This window comes from Amycolatopsis sp. PSD-21, assembly GCF_055561455.1.
This window is the reverse complement of the sequence record NZ_CM145712.1, coordinates 7,234,521-7,251,355: the sequence shown is the minus strand read 5'-3', so window position 1 is coordinate 7,251,355 and position 16,835 is coordinate 7,234,521. Positions and strand designations below refer to the sequence as shown.

At 70.1% G+C, this 16,835-nt stretch carries 17 protein-coding genes; 13 read left to right on the top strand and 4 right to left on the bottom strand.

The features are described 5' to 3' along the window. Positions 1–24 precede the first annotated feature (24 nt). From ACZ1DY_RS33955 to mnmA, 3 genes are read left to right on the top strand one after another with little or no spacing between them, the layout of a single operon-like run. Complete coding sequence (locus ACZ1DY_RS33955; RefSeq protein WP_465482119.1) at positions 25–1,419, top strand: MFS transporter; 1,395 nt, start codon at positions 25–27, stop codon at positions 1,417–1,419. A gap of 48 nt (positions 1,420–1,467) precedes the next feature. Beyond that, positions 1,468–2,664: a cysteine desulfurase family protein gene (locus tag ACZ1DY_RS33950; protein WP_465482118.1), complete on the top strand. Its 1,197-nt coding sequence runs from the start codon at positions 1,468–1,470 to the stop codon at positions 2,662–2,664. Positions 2,665–2,669: 5 nt separating this feature from the next. Then, complete coding sequence (mnmA, locus tag ACZ1DY_RS33945) at positions 2,670–3,761, top strand: tRNA 2-thiouridine(34) synthase MnmA (RefSeq protein WP_126734513.1); 1,092 nt, start codon at positions 2,670–2,672, stop codon at positions 3,759–3,761. A gap of 226 nt (positions 3,762–3,987) precedes the next feature. On the opposite strand, the gene ACZ1DY_RS33940 is transcribed toward mnmA, so the two are convergent. The 3 genes from ACZ1DY_RS33940 to ACZ1DY_RS33930 form a co-directional block, all read right to left on the bottom strand. Next, entirely contained in the window at positions 3,988–4,431 is a 444-nt protein-coding gene (locus ACZ1DY_RS33940) for a GNAT family N-acetyltransferase (RefSeq protein ID WP_465482117.1), read from the bottom strand. Then, positions 4,428–5,465, bottom strand: a complete 1,038-nt coding sequence (locus ACZ1DY_RS33935; protein WP_465482116.1) for an MBL fold metallo-hydrolase — start codon at positions 5,463–5,465, stop codon at positions 4,428–4,430. Before ACZ1DY_RS33935 ends, ACZ1DY_RS33940 begins: the two co-directional genes overlap by 4 nt. Before the next feature lie 118 nt (positions 5,466–5,583). Further along, positions 5,584–6,393: an LURP-one-related family protein gene (locus ACZ1DY_RS33930; RefSeq protein WP_192743014.1), complete on the bottom strand. Its 810-nt coding sequence runs from the start codon at positions 6,391–6,393 to the stop codon at positions 5,584–5,586. A 120-nt stretch (positions 6,394–6,513) separates the two neighbouring features. On the opposite strand from ACZ1DY_RS33930, the gene ACZ1DY_RS33925 reads away from it, so the two are divergent. From ACZ1DY_RS33925 to ACZ1DY_RS33905, 5 genes are read left to right on the top strand one after another with little or no spacing between them, the layout of a single operon-like run. Continuing rightward, complete coding sequence (locus ACZ1DY_RS33925) at positions 6,514–7,551, top strand: methionine synthase (RefSeq protein WP_257484797.1); 1,038 nt, start codon at positions 6,514–6,516, stop codon at positions 7,549–7,551. Between the two features lie 22 nt (positions 7,552–7,573). Beyond that, positions 7,574–8,266: a hypothetical protein gene (locus tag ACZ1DY_RS33920; protein WP_465482115.1), complete on the top strand. Its 693-nt coding sequence runs from the start codon at positions 7,574–7,576 to the stop codon at positions 8,264–8,266. Between the two features lie 10 nt (positions 8,267–8,276). Continuing rightward, complete coding sequence (gene ligA, locus ACZ1DY_RS33915; protein ID WP_465482114.1) at positions 8,277–10,409, top strand: NAD-dependent DNA ligase LigA; 2,133 nt, start codon at positions 8,277–8,279, stop codon at positions 10,407–10,409. Continuing rightward, positions 10,402–10,896 carry a GNAT family N-acetyltransferase gene (locus ACZ1DY_RS33910; protein WP_465482113.1) on the top strand — a complete coding sequence of 165 codons (495 nt, stop codon included), beginning with the start codon at positions 10,402–10,404 and terminating at the stop codon, positions 10,894–10,896. Before ligA ends, ACZ1DY_RS33910 begins: the two co-directional genes overlap by 8 nt. Further along, positions 10,896–11,021, top strand: a complete 126-nt coding sequence (locus ACZ1DY_RS33905) for a hypothetical protein (protein ID WP_257484801.1) — start codon at positions 10,896–10,898, stop codon at positions 11,019–11,021. The genes ACZ1DY_RS33910 and ACZ1DY_RS33905 overlap by 1 nt, the downstream gene beginning before the upstream one ends. A 149-nt stretch (positions 11,022–11,170) precedes the next feature. On the opposite strand, the gene ACZ1DY_RS33900 is transcribed toward ACZ1DY_RS33905, so the two are convergent. Next, complete coding sequence (locus ACZ1DY_RS33900) at positions 11,171–11,824, bottom strand: ACT domain-containing protein (protein WP_126734505.1); 654 nt, start codon at positions 11,822–11,824, stop codon at positions 11,171–11,173. 244 nt (positions 11,825–12,068) lie between these two features. On the opposite strand from ACZ1DY_RS33900, the gene gatC reads away from it, so the two are divergent. From gatC to ACZ1DY_RS33875, 5 genes are all read left to right on the top strand, one after another. Then, positions 12,069–12,368 carry an Asp-tRNA(Asn)/Glu-tRNA(Gln) amidotransferase subunit GatC gene (gene gatC / locus ACZ1DY_RS33895; RefSeq protein WP_005162012.1) on the top strand — a complete coding sequence of 100 codons (300 nt, stop codon included), beginning with the start codon at positions 12,069–12,071 and terminating at the stop codon, positions 12,366–12,368. Between the two features lie 11 nt (positions 12,369–12,379). Next, complete coding sequence (gene gatA / locus ACZ1DY_RS33890; protein WP_465482112.1) at positions 12,380–13,954, top strand: Asp-tRNA(Asn)/Glu-tRNA(Gln) amidotransferase subunit GatA; 1,575 nt, start codon at positions 12,380–12,382, stop codon at positions 13,952–13,954. Beyond that, entirely contained in the window at positions 13,951–15,456 is a 1,506-nt protein-coding gene (gene gatB / locus ACZ1DY_RS33885; protein WP_126734503.1) for an Asp-tRNA(Asn)/Glu-tRNA(Gln) amidotransferase subunit GatB, read from the top strand. The genes gatA and gatB overlap by 4 nt, the downstream gene beginning before the upstream one ends. Further along, entirely contained in the window at positions 15,449–15,958 is a 510-nt protein-coding gene (locus ACZ1DY_RS33880; RefSeq protein WP_465482111.1) for a hypothetical protein, read from the top strand. The genes gatB and ACZ1DY_RS33880 overlap by 8 nt, the downstream gene beginning before the upstream one ends. Positions 15,959–16,128: 170 nt before the next feature. Further along, a complete protein-coding gene (locus ACZ1DY_RS33875) occupies positions 16,129–16,815 on the top strand; it encodes a cupin (protein WP_465482110.1) in 687 nt (228 codons plus the stop codon). Positions 16,816–16,835 lie beyond the last annotated feature (20 nt).

Genomic DNA, 16,835 nt, shown 5'->3' with positions numbered 1-16,835 from the left:
GCTTGACCTCCACCGGGCTGGAGGTTGCAGGCTCGTCGTATGACGATCACTGGGGACGAGGCCAAGCCGAAGGGTGTGCTCTGGACACCTGAACACCGCGTGACCACCATCGGACTGCTGCTCATGGTCACGCTCATCGCGTTCGAGAGCATGGGCGTCGCCACCGCGATGCCGACGATGGTGGCCGATCTCGACGGCCTCGCGCTGTACGCCTGGCCGTTCACCACGTTCCTGGTCGCCAGCGTGGTCGCGACCGTCCTTTCCGGACGCCTCGGCGACCGCAAGGGCCCGGCGCCCGCGCTGCTCGCCGGTACCGCGTTGTTCGCCGCCGGGCTGCTCGTCGCGGGACTCGCGCACGACATGCCGCTGCTCCTGCTCGGCAGGGGATTGCAGGGCTTCGGTTCCGGCCTCCTGCTGGTCTCGGTGTCGCTGCTGATCGCGCTCACCTTCAGCGACCGCGAACGCCCGGTGATCTACGCCGCCAACGCCGCCGCGTGGGTGCTGCCGGCGGTGATCGGTCCTTCGATCGCGGGCGTGGTGACCGTGAGCGCCGGCTGGCGCTGGGTGTTCCTCGGGCTGATCCCGCTCACCGGGATCGGGCTCGCGCTGCTGGTCGTCGTCACGCGCAAGCTGCCGTCCCACGTACCCGGCGAATCCGCCAGGCGGGCGGGCGTCGTGCCCGCGGTGATCGCCGCCCTCGGTGTCGCCGCGCTCACCTGGGCGGCGCAGCATCCGTCCCTCGCGGCGCTGGCCTACGGCGGCGCCGGCCTGGCCGCGCTCGCGTACGCGCTCCGCAAACTCCTGCCCGCCGGGACGCTGACGTCGCGCCCGGGGTTGCCGACAGTGATCGCTTCGCGCGCGCTGATCGCGGGCGCGTACGCCGGGATGGAGGCCTATCTGCCGCTCACGATGACCGAGGTCCACGGCTACAGCCCCGCGCTGGCCGGGCTGCCGCTGACGGTGACCGCGCTGGGCTGGTCGGCGGGGTCGATGCTCCAGGGCCGCATGCTCGACTGGTCGCGCGAAGCGTCGCTGCGGACCGGGTTCGCGCTGGTCGCGGCCGGTCTGGCGATCTTCGTCTTCGTCCCGCTGCCCTCGTTCCCCGGCTGGATGGCGTTCGTGGCGTCGGCCGTCGGCGGCTCCGGGATGGGGATCGCGATGCCCGCGATCTCGGTACTGCTGCTCCGCTACTCGCCGGAGGCCGAGCGCGGGTTCAACACGTCGGCGCTGCAGCTCGGCGACTGGGTCGGATCGGCTCTGACCATCGGTTTGGGCGGTGTCCTGCTCGCTTCGCTGGCGTCGGCGAAGGAGCCTTCGGTGGCGATCCTGGTGCTTTCGGTGGTGCTGACCGGCATCGCGTTGCTGGGGGTGCGGCTGACCGGCCGGTGGCCGTCGGATATGAGCGCCGCCACCCGCTGACCAGGGTGGGCTTGGTCACGCCCCGGAGCGGGCTACCCTGGTGTAGCGATGACCTATCTCGACCACGCGGCGACCACCCCGATGTTGCCCGAAGCCGTAGCGGCGATGTCCGAGGCGCTGTCCACAGTGGGCAACGCCTCCGCGCTGCATTCGTCGGGACGCCGGGCGCGCCGCCGGGTCGAAGAAGCCCGCGAGGTGATCGCGGAGGCGCTGGGCGCCCGGCCGTCCGAGGTGATCTTCACCGCCGGTGGCACGGAGAGCGACAACCTCGCGGTCAAGGGCATCTTCTGGGCCCGCAACGGCGAGGACCCGAAGCGGAACAGGGTGCTGTGCAGCACCGTCGAGCACCACGCCGTCCTCGAGTCCGTCGAATGGCTGGAGCAGCACGCGGGCGCCGAGATCACCTGGGTCGAGGTCGACCAGGCGGGCCGGGTCACCCCCGAGTCGCTGCGCACCGCGATCGGCGACAGCCCCGAGACGGTCGCGCTGGCCACCGTGATGTGGGCGAACAACGAGGTCGGCACGATCAACCCGGTCGCCGAGCTCGCCGCCGTCTGCGCCGGGCACGAGATCCCACTGCACACCGACGCCGTCCAGGCCGTCGGCGCGGTACCGGTCGACTTCACCGAAAGCGGCGCCGCGGCGCTGACCCTCACCGCGCACAAGCTGGGCGGCCCGTACGGCGTCGGCGCGCTGCTGCTCGGCCGCGACACCGCGTGCGTGCCGGTCCTGCACGGCGGCGGCCAGGAGCGCGCCGTGCGTTCGGGCACGCTCGACGTCCCCGCGGTGATCGCGTTCGCGACGGCGGTGAAGGTCGCGGTCGACGGCCGCGAGGAGTACGCCAAACGCGTCGCCGAGCTGCGGGACGACCTGATCGAGGCCGTCCGGCGCGAGGTGCCGGACGTGGTGCTCAACGGCGGCGAGGGCGATCGGCTGCCCACGCACGCCCACTTCACCTTCCCCGGTTGCGCGGGTGACAGCCTGTTGATGCTCCTGGACGCCAAGGGCATCGAATGTTCCACCGGTTCGGCGTGCACGGCGGGTGTCGCGCAGCCGAGCCACGTGCTGCTGGCCATGGGTGCCGAACCCGCGGCCGCGCGCGGGTCGCTGCGGTTCTCGTTCGGGCATACCTCGGCACCGGAAGACGTTGAAGCGGTTTCGAGGGAGATCGCGGGCGTCGTCGACAGGGCGAGGCAGGCGGGGCTCGCCGGAATGCGCAAGCAGACGCAGAAGCAAGAGGTGTGAGGAAGATGCGCGTACTGGCCGCGATGAGCGGGGGAGTGGACTCGGCGGTGGCCGCCGCGCGCGCCGTGGACGCCGGGCACGAGGTCGTCGGCGTGCACCTGGCGCTGTCGGCGAAGCCCGGCACGCTGCGCACCGGATCCCGCGGCTGCTGCACGATCGAGGACTCCGGTGACGCGCGGCGCGCGGCCGACATCCTCGGCATCCCCTTCTACATCTGGGACTTCGCCGAGCGGTTCACCGAAGAGGTCATCGAGACCTTCGTCGGTGAGTACGCCGCGGGCCGGACGCCGAACCCGTGCGTCACCTGCAACGAGAAGATCAAGTTCGAGGCGCTGCTGGACAAGGCGATGGCGCTCGGCTTCGACGCCGTCGCCACCGGGCACTACGCCCGTCTGTCCCTTGTGGACGGTGTGCCGGAGCTGCGGCGCAGCGTCGACACGGGCAAGGACCAGTCGTACGTGCTGGCTTCGCTCACCCCGGAGCAGCTGCGGCATTCGCTGTTCCCGCTGGGCGACTCGTGGAAGACCGACGTGCGCGCCGAGGCCGCGAGCCGTGGCCTGTCGGTGGCGAAGAAGCCGGACAGCCACGACATCTGCTTCATCCCGGACGGGGACACGAAGAGCTTCCTGGAGAAGCGGCTCGGCCAGCGTCCCGGGCAGCTCGTCGACGCCGAGACCGGCGCCGTGCTCGGCGAGCACACCGGCGTGCACGGCTTCACCGTCGGCCAGCGCAAGGGGCTCGGCATCGAGGCACCGGCGCCCGACGGTCGGCCGCGCTACGTGCTCTCGCTGGAGCCGGTTTCGGGCACGGTGAAGGTCGGTTCCGCGCGGGATCTCGGCGTGAACGTGATCGAGGCGGACCGCCCGATCTGGCCGAGCGAGCGGCCGCTGGACGGCCCGACCGAATGCGTCGTCCAGGTGCGCGCGCACGGCGGGATCGTCGAGGCCGTCGCGGAGGCTTCCGGTGACTCGGTGACCATCCAGCTGCGCGAGCCGCTGCGCGGCGTCGCTCCGGGACAGGTCGTCGTGCTGTACCGCACCGATGCCGCCGAAGGCGACCTCGTGCTCGGCAGCGCGAAGATCTCCGGGACTCGCTAGCCCCGTCCCGCATTTCGTCCTCTGGATGCGTTCCTTGCGCGTGCAACTACCGCATCCAGAGGACGAAATGCTGTGGGCGCGTGCTCACGGCCCCTCGATATCCCGCTCGAAGGCGTGTCGCGAAAGCCACTTTCGCGACGTCTGATGTCCCGAAAGTGGCTTTCGCGACACGGTGGGGTGCCATACCGCCGGCCGCCGCATCGAGAGGACCAAATGCGGCGGGGGACTAGAACTTCAGCTTGAAGCCGGTGTGCGTGGCCTCGAAACCGAGGCGTTCGTAGAACCGGTGCGCGTCTTCGCGTTTCACATCCGACGTCAGCTGGACGAGGGCGCAGCCCTGCCGCCGTGATTCGTCGATCGCCCACCGCATCAGCTCGCCCCCGAGGCCGGAGCCGCGGTGGCTCGCCCGCACCCGCACGGCCTCGATCTGCCCGCGCAGCGCGCCTTTCCTCGCCAGGCCGGGGATGATCGACAACTGGAGCGTGCCGACGGCCTCCCCGTCGTCGTCGGCGACGATCAGCAGGTGTGCCGGATCGGCGTCGATCTGCTCGAAGGCCGCCAGGTACGGCGCCAGGTCTTCGGCGGAGTCCCGGGTGCTGCCGATCTGGTCGTCGGCGAGCATCCCGACGATCGCCGCGACGTCTTCCCGTCGCGCTTCACGGATGATCATGAGGCGTAGTGTCGCACCCCGTCGGTCTCGGCCGCGGTGAGTTTCCCTTGGGCCACCAGCAGATCCAGATGCGAGCCGGTCTCGAGCACGGCGAGCATCTGGTTGAACGGGTCCATGTCGGGAAGCTTGCGCTGCCTTCGCGTCCAGCCCAGCCGCAGCGCGACCTCGTACGCGGTCGTGACGTCCGCGGTGATCTCGGCGCCCATGACTTCGAGCCGGTCCCGGTGGTGCTCCAGCAGTTCGTCGACGCGGGCGTGGACGCTGCCGGTGACCGGCCCGTGCGCGGGGAGCATGCGCCGGTCCGGCATCTCGCGAACCAGGCGCAGGGAGTCGAGGTAGTCGCTCAGCGGCAGCTCCGTGGGCACCGGCTGGAAGCCGATGGACGGCGTGATGTGCGGCAGCACGTGGTCGCCGGAGAACACCAGCCCGGCCTCTTCGTCGACGAAGACGACATGCCCGTCCGTGTGGCCGGGCGTGTGCACGATGTCGAATTCGCGGCCGGGCACGATCGGGCGTTTGCCGGGGACGAGCCACTCGTCGGGCTGTTCCCACAGATGCGCCTCGGTGTGCCGGACACCGCCGAAGGCATTGGCGAGTTCCTCCACGACCGGCCCCGCGCCGCAGCGTTCGAGCAGGCTGACCTGCGCCTCCATCGGGAAGCGGTCCGGATCGCCGGAGCGGACCAGCGACGGCTCCTCCCGTTTCCCGAGCCCGAGCGTGCCGCCGAATTCGCGGCGCAGTTCGACGGCGAGGGTGTAGTGATCGCGGTGCACGTGGGTGATCAGGAATTCGTCGATGTCGCCGAGATCGGCGCCGAGCGCCTTCAACCCGCGCGCGAGCCGCTCGCGGGCCGGCTCCAGCGCCCACCCCGAATCCACGAGGACCAGGCGGGTCCCGTCGGTGACGACGTAGACGTTGACCGCGCGCAACGCGTCGTGCGGCAGGGGAAGCGGGATCCGGTGGACCCCGGGCGTGACCGTGTAGACGCCTGGCTCGGCCCAGTCCCGTTCGCCGTCTTCGGGCAACGGCTCCATGGTGACCCTCCGTCCCGGACGCACTCCAGCGTGCCGCCTCAGTCACTCCACTTTGTGCCGCCGGAAGGCGGGTGTCCACTTCAGGAGTGTGAGACCCCGGTCACTCGCGGGAGACAGCTCAGCCCTTGTCGTCCTGCTTCAGCGCGGTGTCGATGGTCAGCGCCGAGGCCACCACCATCGAAGCCAGCGGATCCCGCAGCGGCCGGTGGATCTCGACGACGTAGTTGTCGGCGGTGGTGAACGCGGCCTTCACGAAACCGCCCCAGGTCTTCGTGATCCGCGCGATCTCGACGTCCGCCTCGTCCTTGATCGCGAAGTTCCACGCCCGCCAGTTCTCCGCGAAGATCCCGCCGACCTTCCGCCCGTCGACCACGAACCCCAGCCGGATCTTGCCGAAGACGTTCTCCTGCACGATCTCGCCGATCGGGGAGTCGTCGGCCTTCGTCACCAGGAACCGGGATTTGAACACCTTCGCCGGCCGCGTCACCTTCAGCACGGTGCTGTGGTTCGCGTCGCGGATCTCGAAGCGGTGGGTCAGGAACTGGTCGTAGTTCGTGAGCAGCCGGATGGCCTTCTTCAGCGTGCTCTGCCCGACCTGGACGACGCCGCCGAGGCGGTTGCCGTTCTGGTCGAACACCCCGAACTCGTTGGCCATCTCGATGAGTTTCGCGCGCTGGTTGACCACCAGCACGGGTTCGGAGAACAGCGTCCCGCCGCCGACGGCACCGCCGCCGCGGCCTTGGGTGCCCCTCGCCGCCTGCGCCCGGATCTTGGCGGGATCGTGCGCGCCTTCGACGTCCAGCTCGATCATCTCGGCGTCGTGCGACGGCCGCGTGTTCGCGGTCCAGGCCTGCCCGTCCCACCACCGGTACACCCGGGGGTTCTGCTGGTCGGGATACCAGCCGGCGGGCTGTGGAGAGCTCGTCATGGCAGGTCAGCGTAATGCGCTCAGTGCCGTCTCGGGCTCGTCGACGGCAATTGCGTCGAATGTCCGTGTCCTCCCGTGCCCCGCCTCCCCGCACACTCGGACCAAGGGGAGAATCCGGGTGTGAACGAACGACCTTGGCCCCCTGGCGCGGCCACCGCGATCGGTTCCCTTCCCGGCACCGATCCGGTCGAGGCCGCTTCGATCGTGTTCGGCGAACTGCCCGAATTCCCCTGTATGCCCGAACTTCCCGCCCGTGGCGTCGGTGCCGACATGATCGGCCGGACGGCGGCGCTGCTGGTCGACCTCGCCGTCGAGGTGGTGCCGAGCGGTTACCGGGTCGCCGCCCGACCGGGGCACGACCACCGCCGCGCCGTCGACCTGATGAACTGGGACCTCGACGCCGTCCAGGAGGCGCGGGAGAAGGCGGGCGCCGCGCCGCCCGCCTTCAAGATCCAGGTCGCCGGGCCGTGGACGCTCGCCGCGAACGTCGAGCTCCCGCGCGGGCACCGGATCCTCACCGACAAGGGCGCGCTGCGCGATTTCGCCGCCTCGCTGCTCGACGGACTGGCGGAGCACGTCGCGGAACTGAAGTCGCGGATCGGCGCGCCGGTGGTGATCCAGTTCGACGAACCGTCGCTGCCCGCGGTCCTCGCCGGCGATCTCCCGACGGCGTCCGGCTACGGCACCGTTCCCGCCGTGCCCGCACCGGAGGCGCGCGAGCTGCTGTCGACGGTGATCTCCGGGGCGGAACGCGTCACCGGCCAGCCGGTCGCGGTCCACTGTTGCGCCGAAAAGCCGCCGATCCCGTTGCTGCGCGCGGCGGGGGCGCAGGCGATCGCCTTCGATTTCACCCTGCTGAAGGGCGCTTCGCCCGCGCAGCTGGACGAGATCGGCGAGGCGCTGGATTCCGGCACGACGCTGATGCTCGGCCTCGTCCCCACGACCGACCCCGGTGTCCCGGTGGAGCTGCGCGACGTGGTCACGCCCGTGTTCAAACTCGTCGACCGGCTGGGCTTCCGCCGCGAGATCCTCGCCGAACGGGTCGTGCCGACCCCGGCGTGCGGTCTGGCGGGCGCCACCCCCGACTGGATGCGCCGCGCGCTCACCCTCAGCCGGGAGGCCGGCAAGGCTTTCACCGAACCGCCTGAAGGCTGGTGAGCGGCGCGGTAGCGTGCCCGTCATGCGTTTGTTCCGCCGCTCCCGCAAGACCGAGGACGTTCCCGACCCCCGCACCGCCTGGCCGGAGCAGCCGGTCCCCGAGGACGCGGCCGCCGCGGCGGAGAAGTTCTGGGAGGCCTGGTTCGCGCTCCTGCCCGAGGTCAGTGCCGCGCTCGGCGATCGTGAACCGCATCGGGTGGAACACGACCTCTGCACCATCGTCGAGGCGCTGCACCCCCGGCTGCACTTTTCCCTCGATCGTGGGCACCGGGCGATCTACTCGCTGGTGCTGACCGGCCAGGAGGATCCGGAACTGCGCCCGTACACCGACGCGTGGAAGGCCGCGGCGCCGCCGGAGGACGCCATCTGGGAGTACCACGACTCGGTGCCGCCGGTCCCCGATCCGAGTGAGGTCACCGTCAACCTCGGCGAGACCCGGATCGCGCTCGCCGACGTGCGGGTGACCGCGAAGGTGGACGAATCGGCCGGTCGGGTGGACGTGACCGTGTTCCATCCGCTGATCGACGAGCTCGCGCCGGAGACCCGGACGACCATGACCTTCCTGCCGCTGGACGCCACGCTGGGTGAGCGGGTCGCGGCCGAACGCCTCGGGAAGGTCGAGCTGGTGACCGAGGCCCAGCACGGGCAGCTGACCCTGCTGGAACTACGCGAAATCGTCGGCGGGCTGTCCGGAAATGTCGGTACCCCCGACTAGGGTTACCCCCGTGAGCAGCGAACTTCCCGAAAACCCCGAGCCCGCACAGGACGTCACGGACGTGCCCGCCGACGTCCGTGAAAGGCATGCCGAACTGGCGGAGGAGATCCGCGGTCACCAGTTCCGGTACTACGTGCTGGATTCACCGATCGTGTCCGACGGCCAGTTCGACGAGCTGCTCAACGAGCTCCAGGCCATCGAGGACGAGCACCCGGGGCTGGTGACGCCGGAGTCGCCGACGCAGAACGTCGGCGGCACGTTCTCCACCGAGTTCGTCGCGCACGACCATCTCGAGCGCATGCTCAGCCTGGACAACGTCTTCGACACCGGCGAGTTCGAGGCCTGGGTCGAGCGCGTCCAGAAGGAGATCGGCGCGACGAAGTACCTCGCCGAGCTGAAGATCGACGGGCTCGCGATCAACCTGCTGTACGAGAACGGCCGCCTCACCCGCGCGCTGACCAGGGGCGACGGCCGCACCGGCGAGGACGTCACGCTCAACGTCCGCACGCTGGAGCAGGTGCCCGAGCGGCTGACCGGGACGGACGAGTTCCCGGTGCCCGCGCTGGTCGAGGTCCGCGGTGAGGTGTTCTTCCGCGTCGAGGATTTCCTGGCGCTGAACGCGAAGATGGTCGAGGCGGGCAAGGATCCGTACGCGAACCCGCGCAACACCGCGGCCGGGTCGTTGCGGCAGAAGGACCCCAAGATCACGAAGTCGCGCAACCTGCGGCTGATCTGCCACGGCCTCGGCAAACGCGAGGGCTTCGAACCGAAGCGGCAGTCCGAGGCGTACGACGCGCTCGCCGCGTGGGGCCTGCCGGTCTCGCCGCACAGCAAGGTGCTCGGTTCGGGCAAGGAACTGCTGGACCACATCGAATACTGGGGCGAGCACCGCCACGACGCCGAGCACGAGATCGACGGCGTCGTCATCAAGGTCGACGAGGTCGCGCTGCAACGCCGTCTCGGCACGACATCGCGGGCTCCGCGCTGGGCGATCGCGTACAAATACCCGCCGGAAGAGGCGATCACGACCCTGCTGGACATCCAGGTCAACGTCGGCCGCACCGGGCGGGTCACCCCGTTCGCGGTGATGGAGCCGGTGAAGGTGGCCGGGTCCACGGTGGCGATGGCGACGCTGCACAACCAGGAAGAGGTCAAACGCAAGGGCGTGCTGATCGGGGACAAGGTCGTCATCCGCAAGGCGGGCGACGTCATCCCCGAGGTGCTCGGCCCGGTCGCCGACGCGCGCACCGGTGAGGAGCGCGAGTTCGTGATGCCGTTGCGCTGCCCCAACTGCGACACCGAGCTGGCGTACCAGAAGGAGGGCGACATCGACATCCGTTGCCCGAATTCGCGGTCCTGCCCGGCGCAGCTGCGTGAGCGGCTGTTCCATCTCGGCGGCCGGGGCGCGTTCGACATCGAGGTGCTCGGTTACGAGGCCGCGGTCGCCATCCTGGACGCCGGTGTCGTGCACGACGAGGGAGACATCTTCGATCTGGACGAGGAAAAACTGCTCCAGGTCGAGCTGTTCCGCACCAAGGCTGGGGAGCTGTCGGCCAACGGGCGCAAGCTGCTGGACAACCTGGAGACGGTGAAGGACCGTCCACTGTGGAAGGTCATCGTCGGGCTGTCGATCCGGCATGTCGGCCCGACGGCGGCGCAGGCGCTCGCACGGGAATTCGGTTCGCTGGAACGGATCGAGAACGCCTCGGAGGAGGAGCTCTCCAGCGTCGACGGCGTCGGCCCGACCATCGCCCGCGCGGCGAAGGAGTGGTTCGAGGTCGACTGGCATCGCGAGATCGTCGAGAAGTGGCGCGCGGCGGGCGTCCGGATGGAGGAGGAGCGCGACGAGTCCATCCCGCGCAACCTCGAAGGCCTGTCCATCGTCGTCACCGGTTCGCTGAACGACTACTCCCGCGACGAGGCCAAGGAATACATCATGGCCCGCGGCGGGAAGGCGGCCGGTTCGGTGTCGAAGAAGACGGCGTTCGTCGTCGTCGGGGACGCTCCGGGCACGAAGTACGACAAGGCCGTCCAGCTGAAGGTGCCGGTGCTCGACGAGAACGGCTTCCGCGTGCTGCTCGAAAGCGGCCCCGAGGCCGCGGCCGAGCTCGCGCTGCCGACCGAGGAGGGCGCCGGTGAGTGACCTGGAGATCCGGCCCGCCCGCCCCGAGGAGCTCACGGCGGTCGGGGAGCTCACGCTGGCCGCGTACTCCGCGGAGCGAAGCCTGGTCGACGGCGTCGGCTACGCCGCGGAGCTCGTCGACGCCGCCAAGCGGGCGGAGCTGGCCGAACTCCTGGTCGCGGTGGACTCGGACGGCACGCTCGTCGGCACGGTCACCATCGCCCTGCCGGGCACCGAGTTCGCCGAGCTGTCCCACGAGGGCGAACTGGAGTTCCGGATGCTGGGCGTGCTGCCCTCGGCGACCGGACGCGGCATCGGCGAGGCGCTGACCAGGGCGGTCATCGCGCGGGCGCGGGAACTCGGCGTGGCGAGGGTGGTGCTGTGCAGCCTGGTCACGATGGAGCGGGCGCACCGGCTCTACGAGCGGCTCGGCTTCGTGCGGCTGCCCGAGCGGGACTGGGAGCCGCATCCCGGGATCACCCTGATCGCCTACGGTCTGAAGCTTTGATGAATTCGGCGACGGCGATCACCACCGCCGACATCCTCGCGCTGGAAGGGGCGGGCTGGGAAGCGGACCTGGGCGAGATGCGCGATGATCCCCCGGACCGCAAGTGGCTCGAGTCCCGCGAGTAACGCTGACTGAGCGAAGCTGTCCCGCGCTTGCGCCGAGGCGATCTTCGACTCGTGAGCTGACCCCTTCGCGGATGTCATGAAAGGGCCGTTGAGGACGAAAAATGTCCTGAACGGCCCTTTCATGACATCCAGTGAGCGAAACTCGAAGGTCAGCTGTCCAGCACGACGGCGACGATCCCCGCGAAGTGCGCCAAACGCGCCACCTCCGCGGCCCGGAAGTTCGGCCCGCCCGGACGGGCGACCAGCAGCGCCTTCCCGGGCTTCCCCAGCGGCGTCGCCGCGAGTTCGGTCCCCAGTTCCTTCCACGTCTCCGGCACCCAGGCCTCCTCGGCGTCGAGGATGGTGGCGCGTTCCAGCGGCAGCCACGGCAGGTCGGTGATCGGCGTCTCGGGCGCGGCGTTGGACGACGCGAGCCGGACAGCGCCGGCCTCGGCGTGTTCGACGACGACGGCCCAGCCCGCCCGGATGATCCGTGGCACGCCTTCGGCGAGGATCTCCAGCCCCGTAGCGGGCGTCGCGGCGATCTCCTCGACCAGTTCGAGCTCGCGATGGGTGTCCAGCACCCCGGCGTACGGGCGGACGGCGTCGACCTCGACCCCGTCGACGCTTTCGGCGGCGGTGATGAGCGCGTCCGGCAGCCTGCCGGACGGGATTTCGACGACGAGGTCGTCGACGGCGACACCGCCGCCGCGTTCGACCACGTCCACGCTCAGGATGTCGGCGCCGACGGTGCCGAGCGCGGTGGCGACCGCGCCGAGGGTCCCCGGGGTGTCCGGTAATTGGACCCGGATCAGGAACGACACACGCGCCCCTCTCGCCTCAGGCGTCCCAGCCTCGCCGTGGAACGCGCTACGCCGGGCGCCGATTGTGACAGACCGGACGAGGTAATGGGGACCGACGTCCGGGGCGCGGGATAACGAACCAGGCACTCCTTACCCGACATGGGAGCGCAGGCCGCGGCATAACCCAGTCGAGTCCGCCGACGCCGCCACCATAGACTTGCAGCTTCCGACAGAACCCGCACAGCACACCCCGGGAGTCACCCGCGTGCCCAACATTTCCCGCGACGAGGTCGCGCACCTCGCCAAGCTGGCCAGGCTTGCCGTCACCGAAGAGGAGCTGGACGTCTTCGCAGGCCAGCTCGACCAGATCCTGGACTCGGTGGCCAAGGTGAGCGAGGTCGCAGGCGAGGACGTCCCGCCCACGTCGCACGCCGTGCCGCTGACCAACGTGTTCCGTGAGGACACGGTCCGACCGGGGCTGACCCAGCAGCAGGCGCTGGCCGGTGCGCCGGCCAGCGAAGAGGGTCGTTTCCGGGTGCCGCGGATTCTGGGAGAAGAACAGTGACGGAGGCGAACATGCGCGACAATCGCGAAGCGGCGGATGATCGCCGACCGGGTGCGGGTGTCCCGCATGCCACGGCACTCATCAAGCTGACCGCCGCCGAGCTGGCGGAGAAGATCCAGTCCCGTGAGGTCTCGGCCGTCGAGGTCACGCAGGCCCACCTGGACCGGATCGCCGAGGTCGACGACCACATCCACGCGTTCCTGCACGTCGACACCGAAGGCGCGCTCGACGCGGCCCGCGCGGTGGACGCCGACGTCGCCGCGGGCAACGCGCCGAAGTCCGCGCTCGCCGGTGTCCCGCTGGCGCTCAAGGACGTGCTGACCACCAAGGGCATCCCGACCACGGTCGGTTCGAAGACCCTCGAGAACTGGCTCCCGCCGTACGACGCCACCGTGACGCGCAAGCTGCGCGAGGCCGGTGTCGTGGTGCTCGGCAAGACCAACATGGACGAGTTCGCGATGGGCTCCTCCACGGAGAACTCCGCGTTCGGCCCGACGCACAACCCGTGGGACCACGCCCGTATCCCCGGCGGTTCCGGCGGTGGCTCCTCGGCGTCCATCGCGGCGTTCGAGGCCGCGATCGCGATCGGCACCGACACCGGTGGCTCGATCCGCCAGCCCGGCGCGGTCACCGGCACCGTCGGCGTGAAGCCGACGTACGGCGGTGTCTCCCGCTACGGTCTCGTCGCCTTCTCGTCGTCGCTCGACCAGGCCGGTCCCTGCGCGCGGACGGTGCTCGACGCCGCGCTGCTGCACGAGGTCATCGCCGGGTACGACCCGATGGACTCGACCTCGATCGACGCGCCGGTCCCGCCGGTGGTCGCCGCGGCCCGCCAGGGCCTGACCGGCGACCTCAAGGGCGTCCGCGTCGGCGTGGTCAAGGAATTCGCCGGCGACGGCTACCAGCCGGGCGTGCTGCGGTCCTTCGAGGCCGCCGTCGAGCAGCTGCGCGCGCTCGGCGCCGAGGTCGTCGAGGTCTCGTGCCCGAACTTCACCTACGCGCTGCCCGCGTACTACTTGATCGCGCCGAGCGAGTGCTCGTCGAACCTCGCCCGGTTCGACGCCATGCGCTACGGCCTGCGCGTGTCCGACGACGGCGAGCACAGCGCCGAAGAGGTCATGTCGCTGACCCGCGAGAAGGGTTTCGGCCCCGAGGTCAAGCGCCGCATCATGCTCGGCACGTACGCGCTTTCCTCGGGTTACTACGACGCCTACTACGGCTCGGCGCAGAAGGTGCGCACGCTCATCACGCGCGACTTCGAAGCCGCATACGAAAAGGTGGACGTGCTGGTCTCGCCGACCACGCCGACCACCGCGTTCAAGATCGGCGAGCGCGTCGACGACCCGATGGCGATGTACCTGGCGGACCTCTGCACCATCCCGTCGAACCTCGCGGGCAACGCCGCGATGAGTGTCCCGAGTGGACTGTCGCACGAGGACGGCCTGCCGGTCGGCCTCCAGATCATGGCCCCCGCGATGGCCGACGACCGGCTGTACCGCGTCGGCGCCGCCTACGAGGTCGCACGCGACGCCGCCAACGGTGGCTCGCTGGTGCACGAAGTTCCGGAGCTGGGAGGCAAGAAGTGACCGCCGTGGTTGAGTTGATGGACTACGCCGACGTCATCGAGCGGTTCGACCCGGTGCTGGGCCTCGAGGTGCACGTCGAGCTGAACACGAACACCAAGATGTTCTGCGGCTGCGCCAACGAGTTCGGCGGCGAGCCGAACACCAAGGTGTGCCCGACCTGCCTCGGCCTGCCCGGTTCGCTGCCGGTCGTGAACGGCAAGGCGGTCGAGGGCGCGATCCGCATCGGTCTCGCGCTCAACTGCGAGATCGCGGAATGGTGCCGGTTCGCCCGGAAGAACTACTTCTACCCGGACATGCCGAAGAACTTCCAGACCTCGCAGTACGACGAGCCGATCGCCTTCAACGGCTACCTCGACGTGACGCTGGACGACGGCGAGGTCGTACGCGTGGAGATCGAGCGCGCGCACATGGAGGAGGACACCGGCAAGTCGCTGCACGTCGGCGGCGCCACCGGTCGCATCCACGGCGCCGAGCACTCGCTGCTCGACTACAACCGCGCCGGCGTGCCGCTGATCGAGATCGTCACCAAGCCGATCGAGCACACCGGCGGCCGCGCCCCCGAGGTCGCCCGCGCGTACGTGAGCGCCCTGCGGGATCTGCTGCGCGCGCTGGACGTCTCCGACGTCCGCATGGACCAGGGTTCCCTGCGCTGCGACGCGAACGTCTCGCTGATGGCCAAGGACGCGACCGAATTCGGCACGCGCACCGAGACCAAGAACGTCAACTCGCTGCGCAGCGTCGAGCGCGCCGTGCGCTACGAGATGACCCGCCAGGCGGCGATCCTCGCCGAGGGCGGTTCGATCAAGCAGGAGACGCGGCACTTCCAGGAGGCCGACGGCACCACGTCGCCGGGCCGCACCAAGGAGACCGCCGAGGACTACCGGTACTTCCCGGAGCCCGACCTGGTCCCGATCGCGCCGTCGCGCGAATGGGTCGAGGAGCTGCGCAAGACGCTGCCGGAGATGCCGTCGGAGCGCCGCAAGCGCATCCAGCGCGAGTGGAACCTGACCGACGAGGCGCTGCGCGACCTGCTCAACGTCGGCGCGGTCGATCTGGTCGCCGCCACCGTCGAGGCGGGCGCGACGCCGGACGAGGCCCGCAGCTGGTGGGTCAACACGCTGGCGCAGGAGGCCAACTCCCGCGAGATCGAGCTGGCCGAGCTGGCGATCACCCCGGCGCAGCTGGCGGAGGTCATCGCGCTGGTCAATGCCGGCGAGCTGACCAACAAGCTGGCCAAGGAGGTCGTGCAGGGCGTGCTCGCCGGCGAGGGTTCGCCGTCCGAGGTCGTCGAGAAGCGCGGCCTGAAGGTCGTCTCCGACGACTCCGCGCTCATCGCGGCGGTCGACGAGGCGCTGGCCGCGCAGCCCGACGTCGCCGAGAAGATCCGCGGCGGCAAGGTGGCCGCGGCCGGGGCGATCGTCGGCGCGGTCATGAAGGCCACGAAGGGCCAGGCCGACGCCAAACGCGTGCGCGAACTGATCGTCGAGCGAGTCGGTGCCTGATCTCGCTCTGAAGAAGGTCACCTGGCGTGAGTGGCTCGGCCTGGCGGCCGGGCTGCTCGCGCTGGTGGCCTTGTTCCTTCCGTGGACGACGCTGACCGCCTCGCGCCCGGAGATCGAAGACGCGCTGACGACGTTGCCCGCCGACGACGTCACGCGCGACGCGTGGCACTCGGGTTTCCTCGCCTGGGCGCCGCTCTTCCTCCTGTTCCTGCCCGGCTTGGCCGTCGTGCTGTTCGGCCGCGTCGACGCCGTCCGCCGCGCGGGCCTGCCGCATCTGTGGCTGATGGCGGCCGTCGGCGCGCTGCTGCTGATGGTGCTCGGCTGGACCACCCTCGACTGGCAGTTCGACGCAGATCAGCGCGGGATCTTCTCCGCCGCCGGTATCGAGATCCAGACCGGGCTCGGTCGCTACCTCGGCCTGGTGGCGGCGGTCGTCTCCGTCGTCGTCGCGTTCCTCGACGTCCGGTTCCTGCGCGCGGAAACCCGCACCCGGCGTCCCTGAGCCCCCGTCTTCCCGTTTAGTCCTCTCAATGCGCGGGGTTGTGTAAGAAAGCGCTTTCTGTTTATAAGTCGTACTGGGTTCGTCCGGTCGTATGGTGATCGCCGACGGCGCCTGGGATCGCGACCGCGTCGGGCACGACCTGGAAACGCACGACATCCGAGGAGCTCACCGTGTTCCCCTTGCCCGGCGGTATCGGCCTGTCTCATCTGTGCGCCTACGAATGGGAGGCTGCCGACGGCGTGTGCGGCGGCAGTCCACATCTGCATCTCGCCTGCACCGAGGCCTACGTCGTCACGGGCGGACGCGGCGCGGTGCAGACGCTCGACGTCGGCGGCTACCGGGAGACCGAACTCGAAGCCGGGGTCGTCGCGTGGTTCGCGCCCGGCACGGTCCACCGGATGGTGCAGCGCGACGGGTTGCGGATCACCGTGCTCATGCAGAACAGCGGGCTCCCCGAAGCGGGTGACGCCGTCTTCACCTTCCCGCCGCCGCTCCTCGCCGACCCGGACGCGTACGCGGAGGCCGCCGCGATGCCCGAGGACGCCGACGCGGCCCGCCGCCGCGATCTCGCGGTCGAGGGCTATCTGCCGATCCGGGACGCGCTCGTCGCGGGAGATCCCGGTCCGCTGAGGGATTTCCATCGCGCGGCCGTCGCACTGGTCGCGCCGAAGGTCGGCGCGTGGACGTCGCGCTGGCGGACGGGCGCGCTGGCCGCCGCCGAGCTGACCGGTGAGCAGTTGAAGGCGCTCGCGAACGGGGACGCGAGTCATCTCGAACGGTCGGGCGTCCGCGTCATGAGCCCGTCCAAAGAGGACGGTTATGGGATGTGCGGGCGGAGGGCCGAGTACCACCCTTGACATGTGACCATTTGGTCACC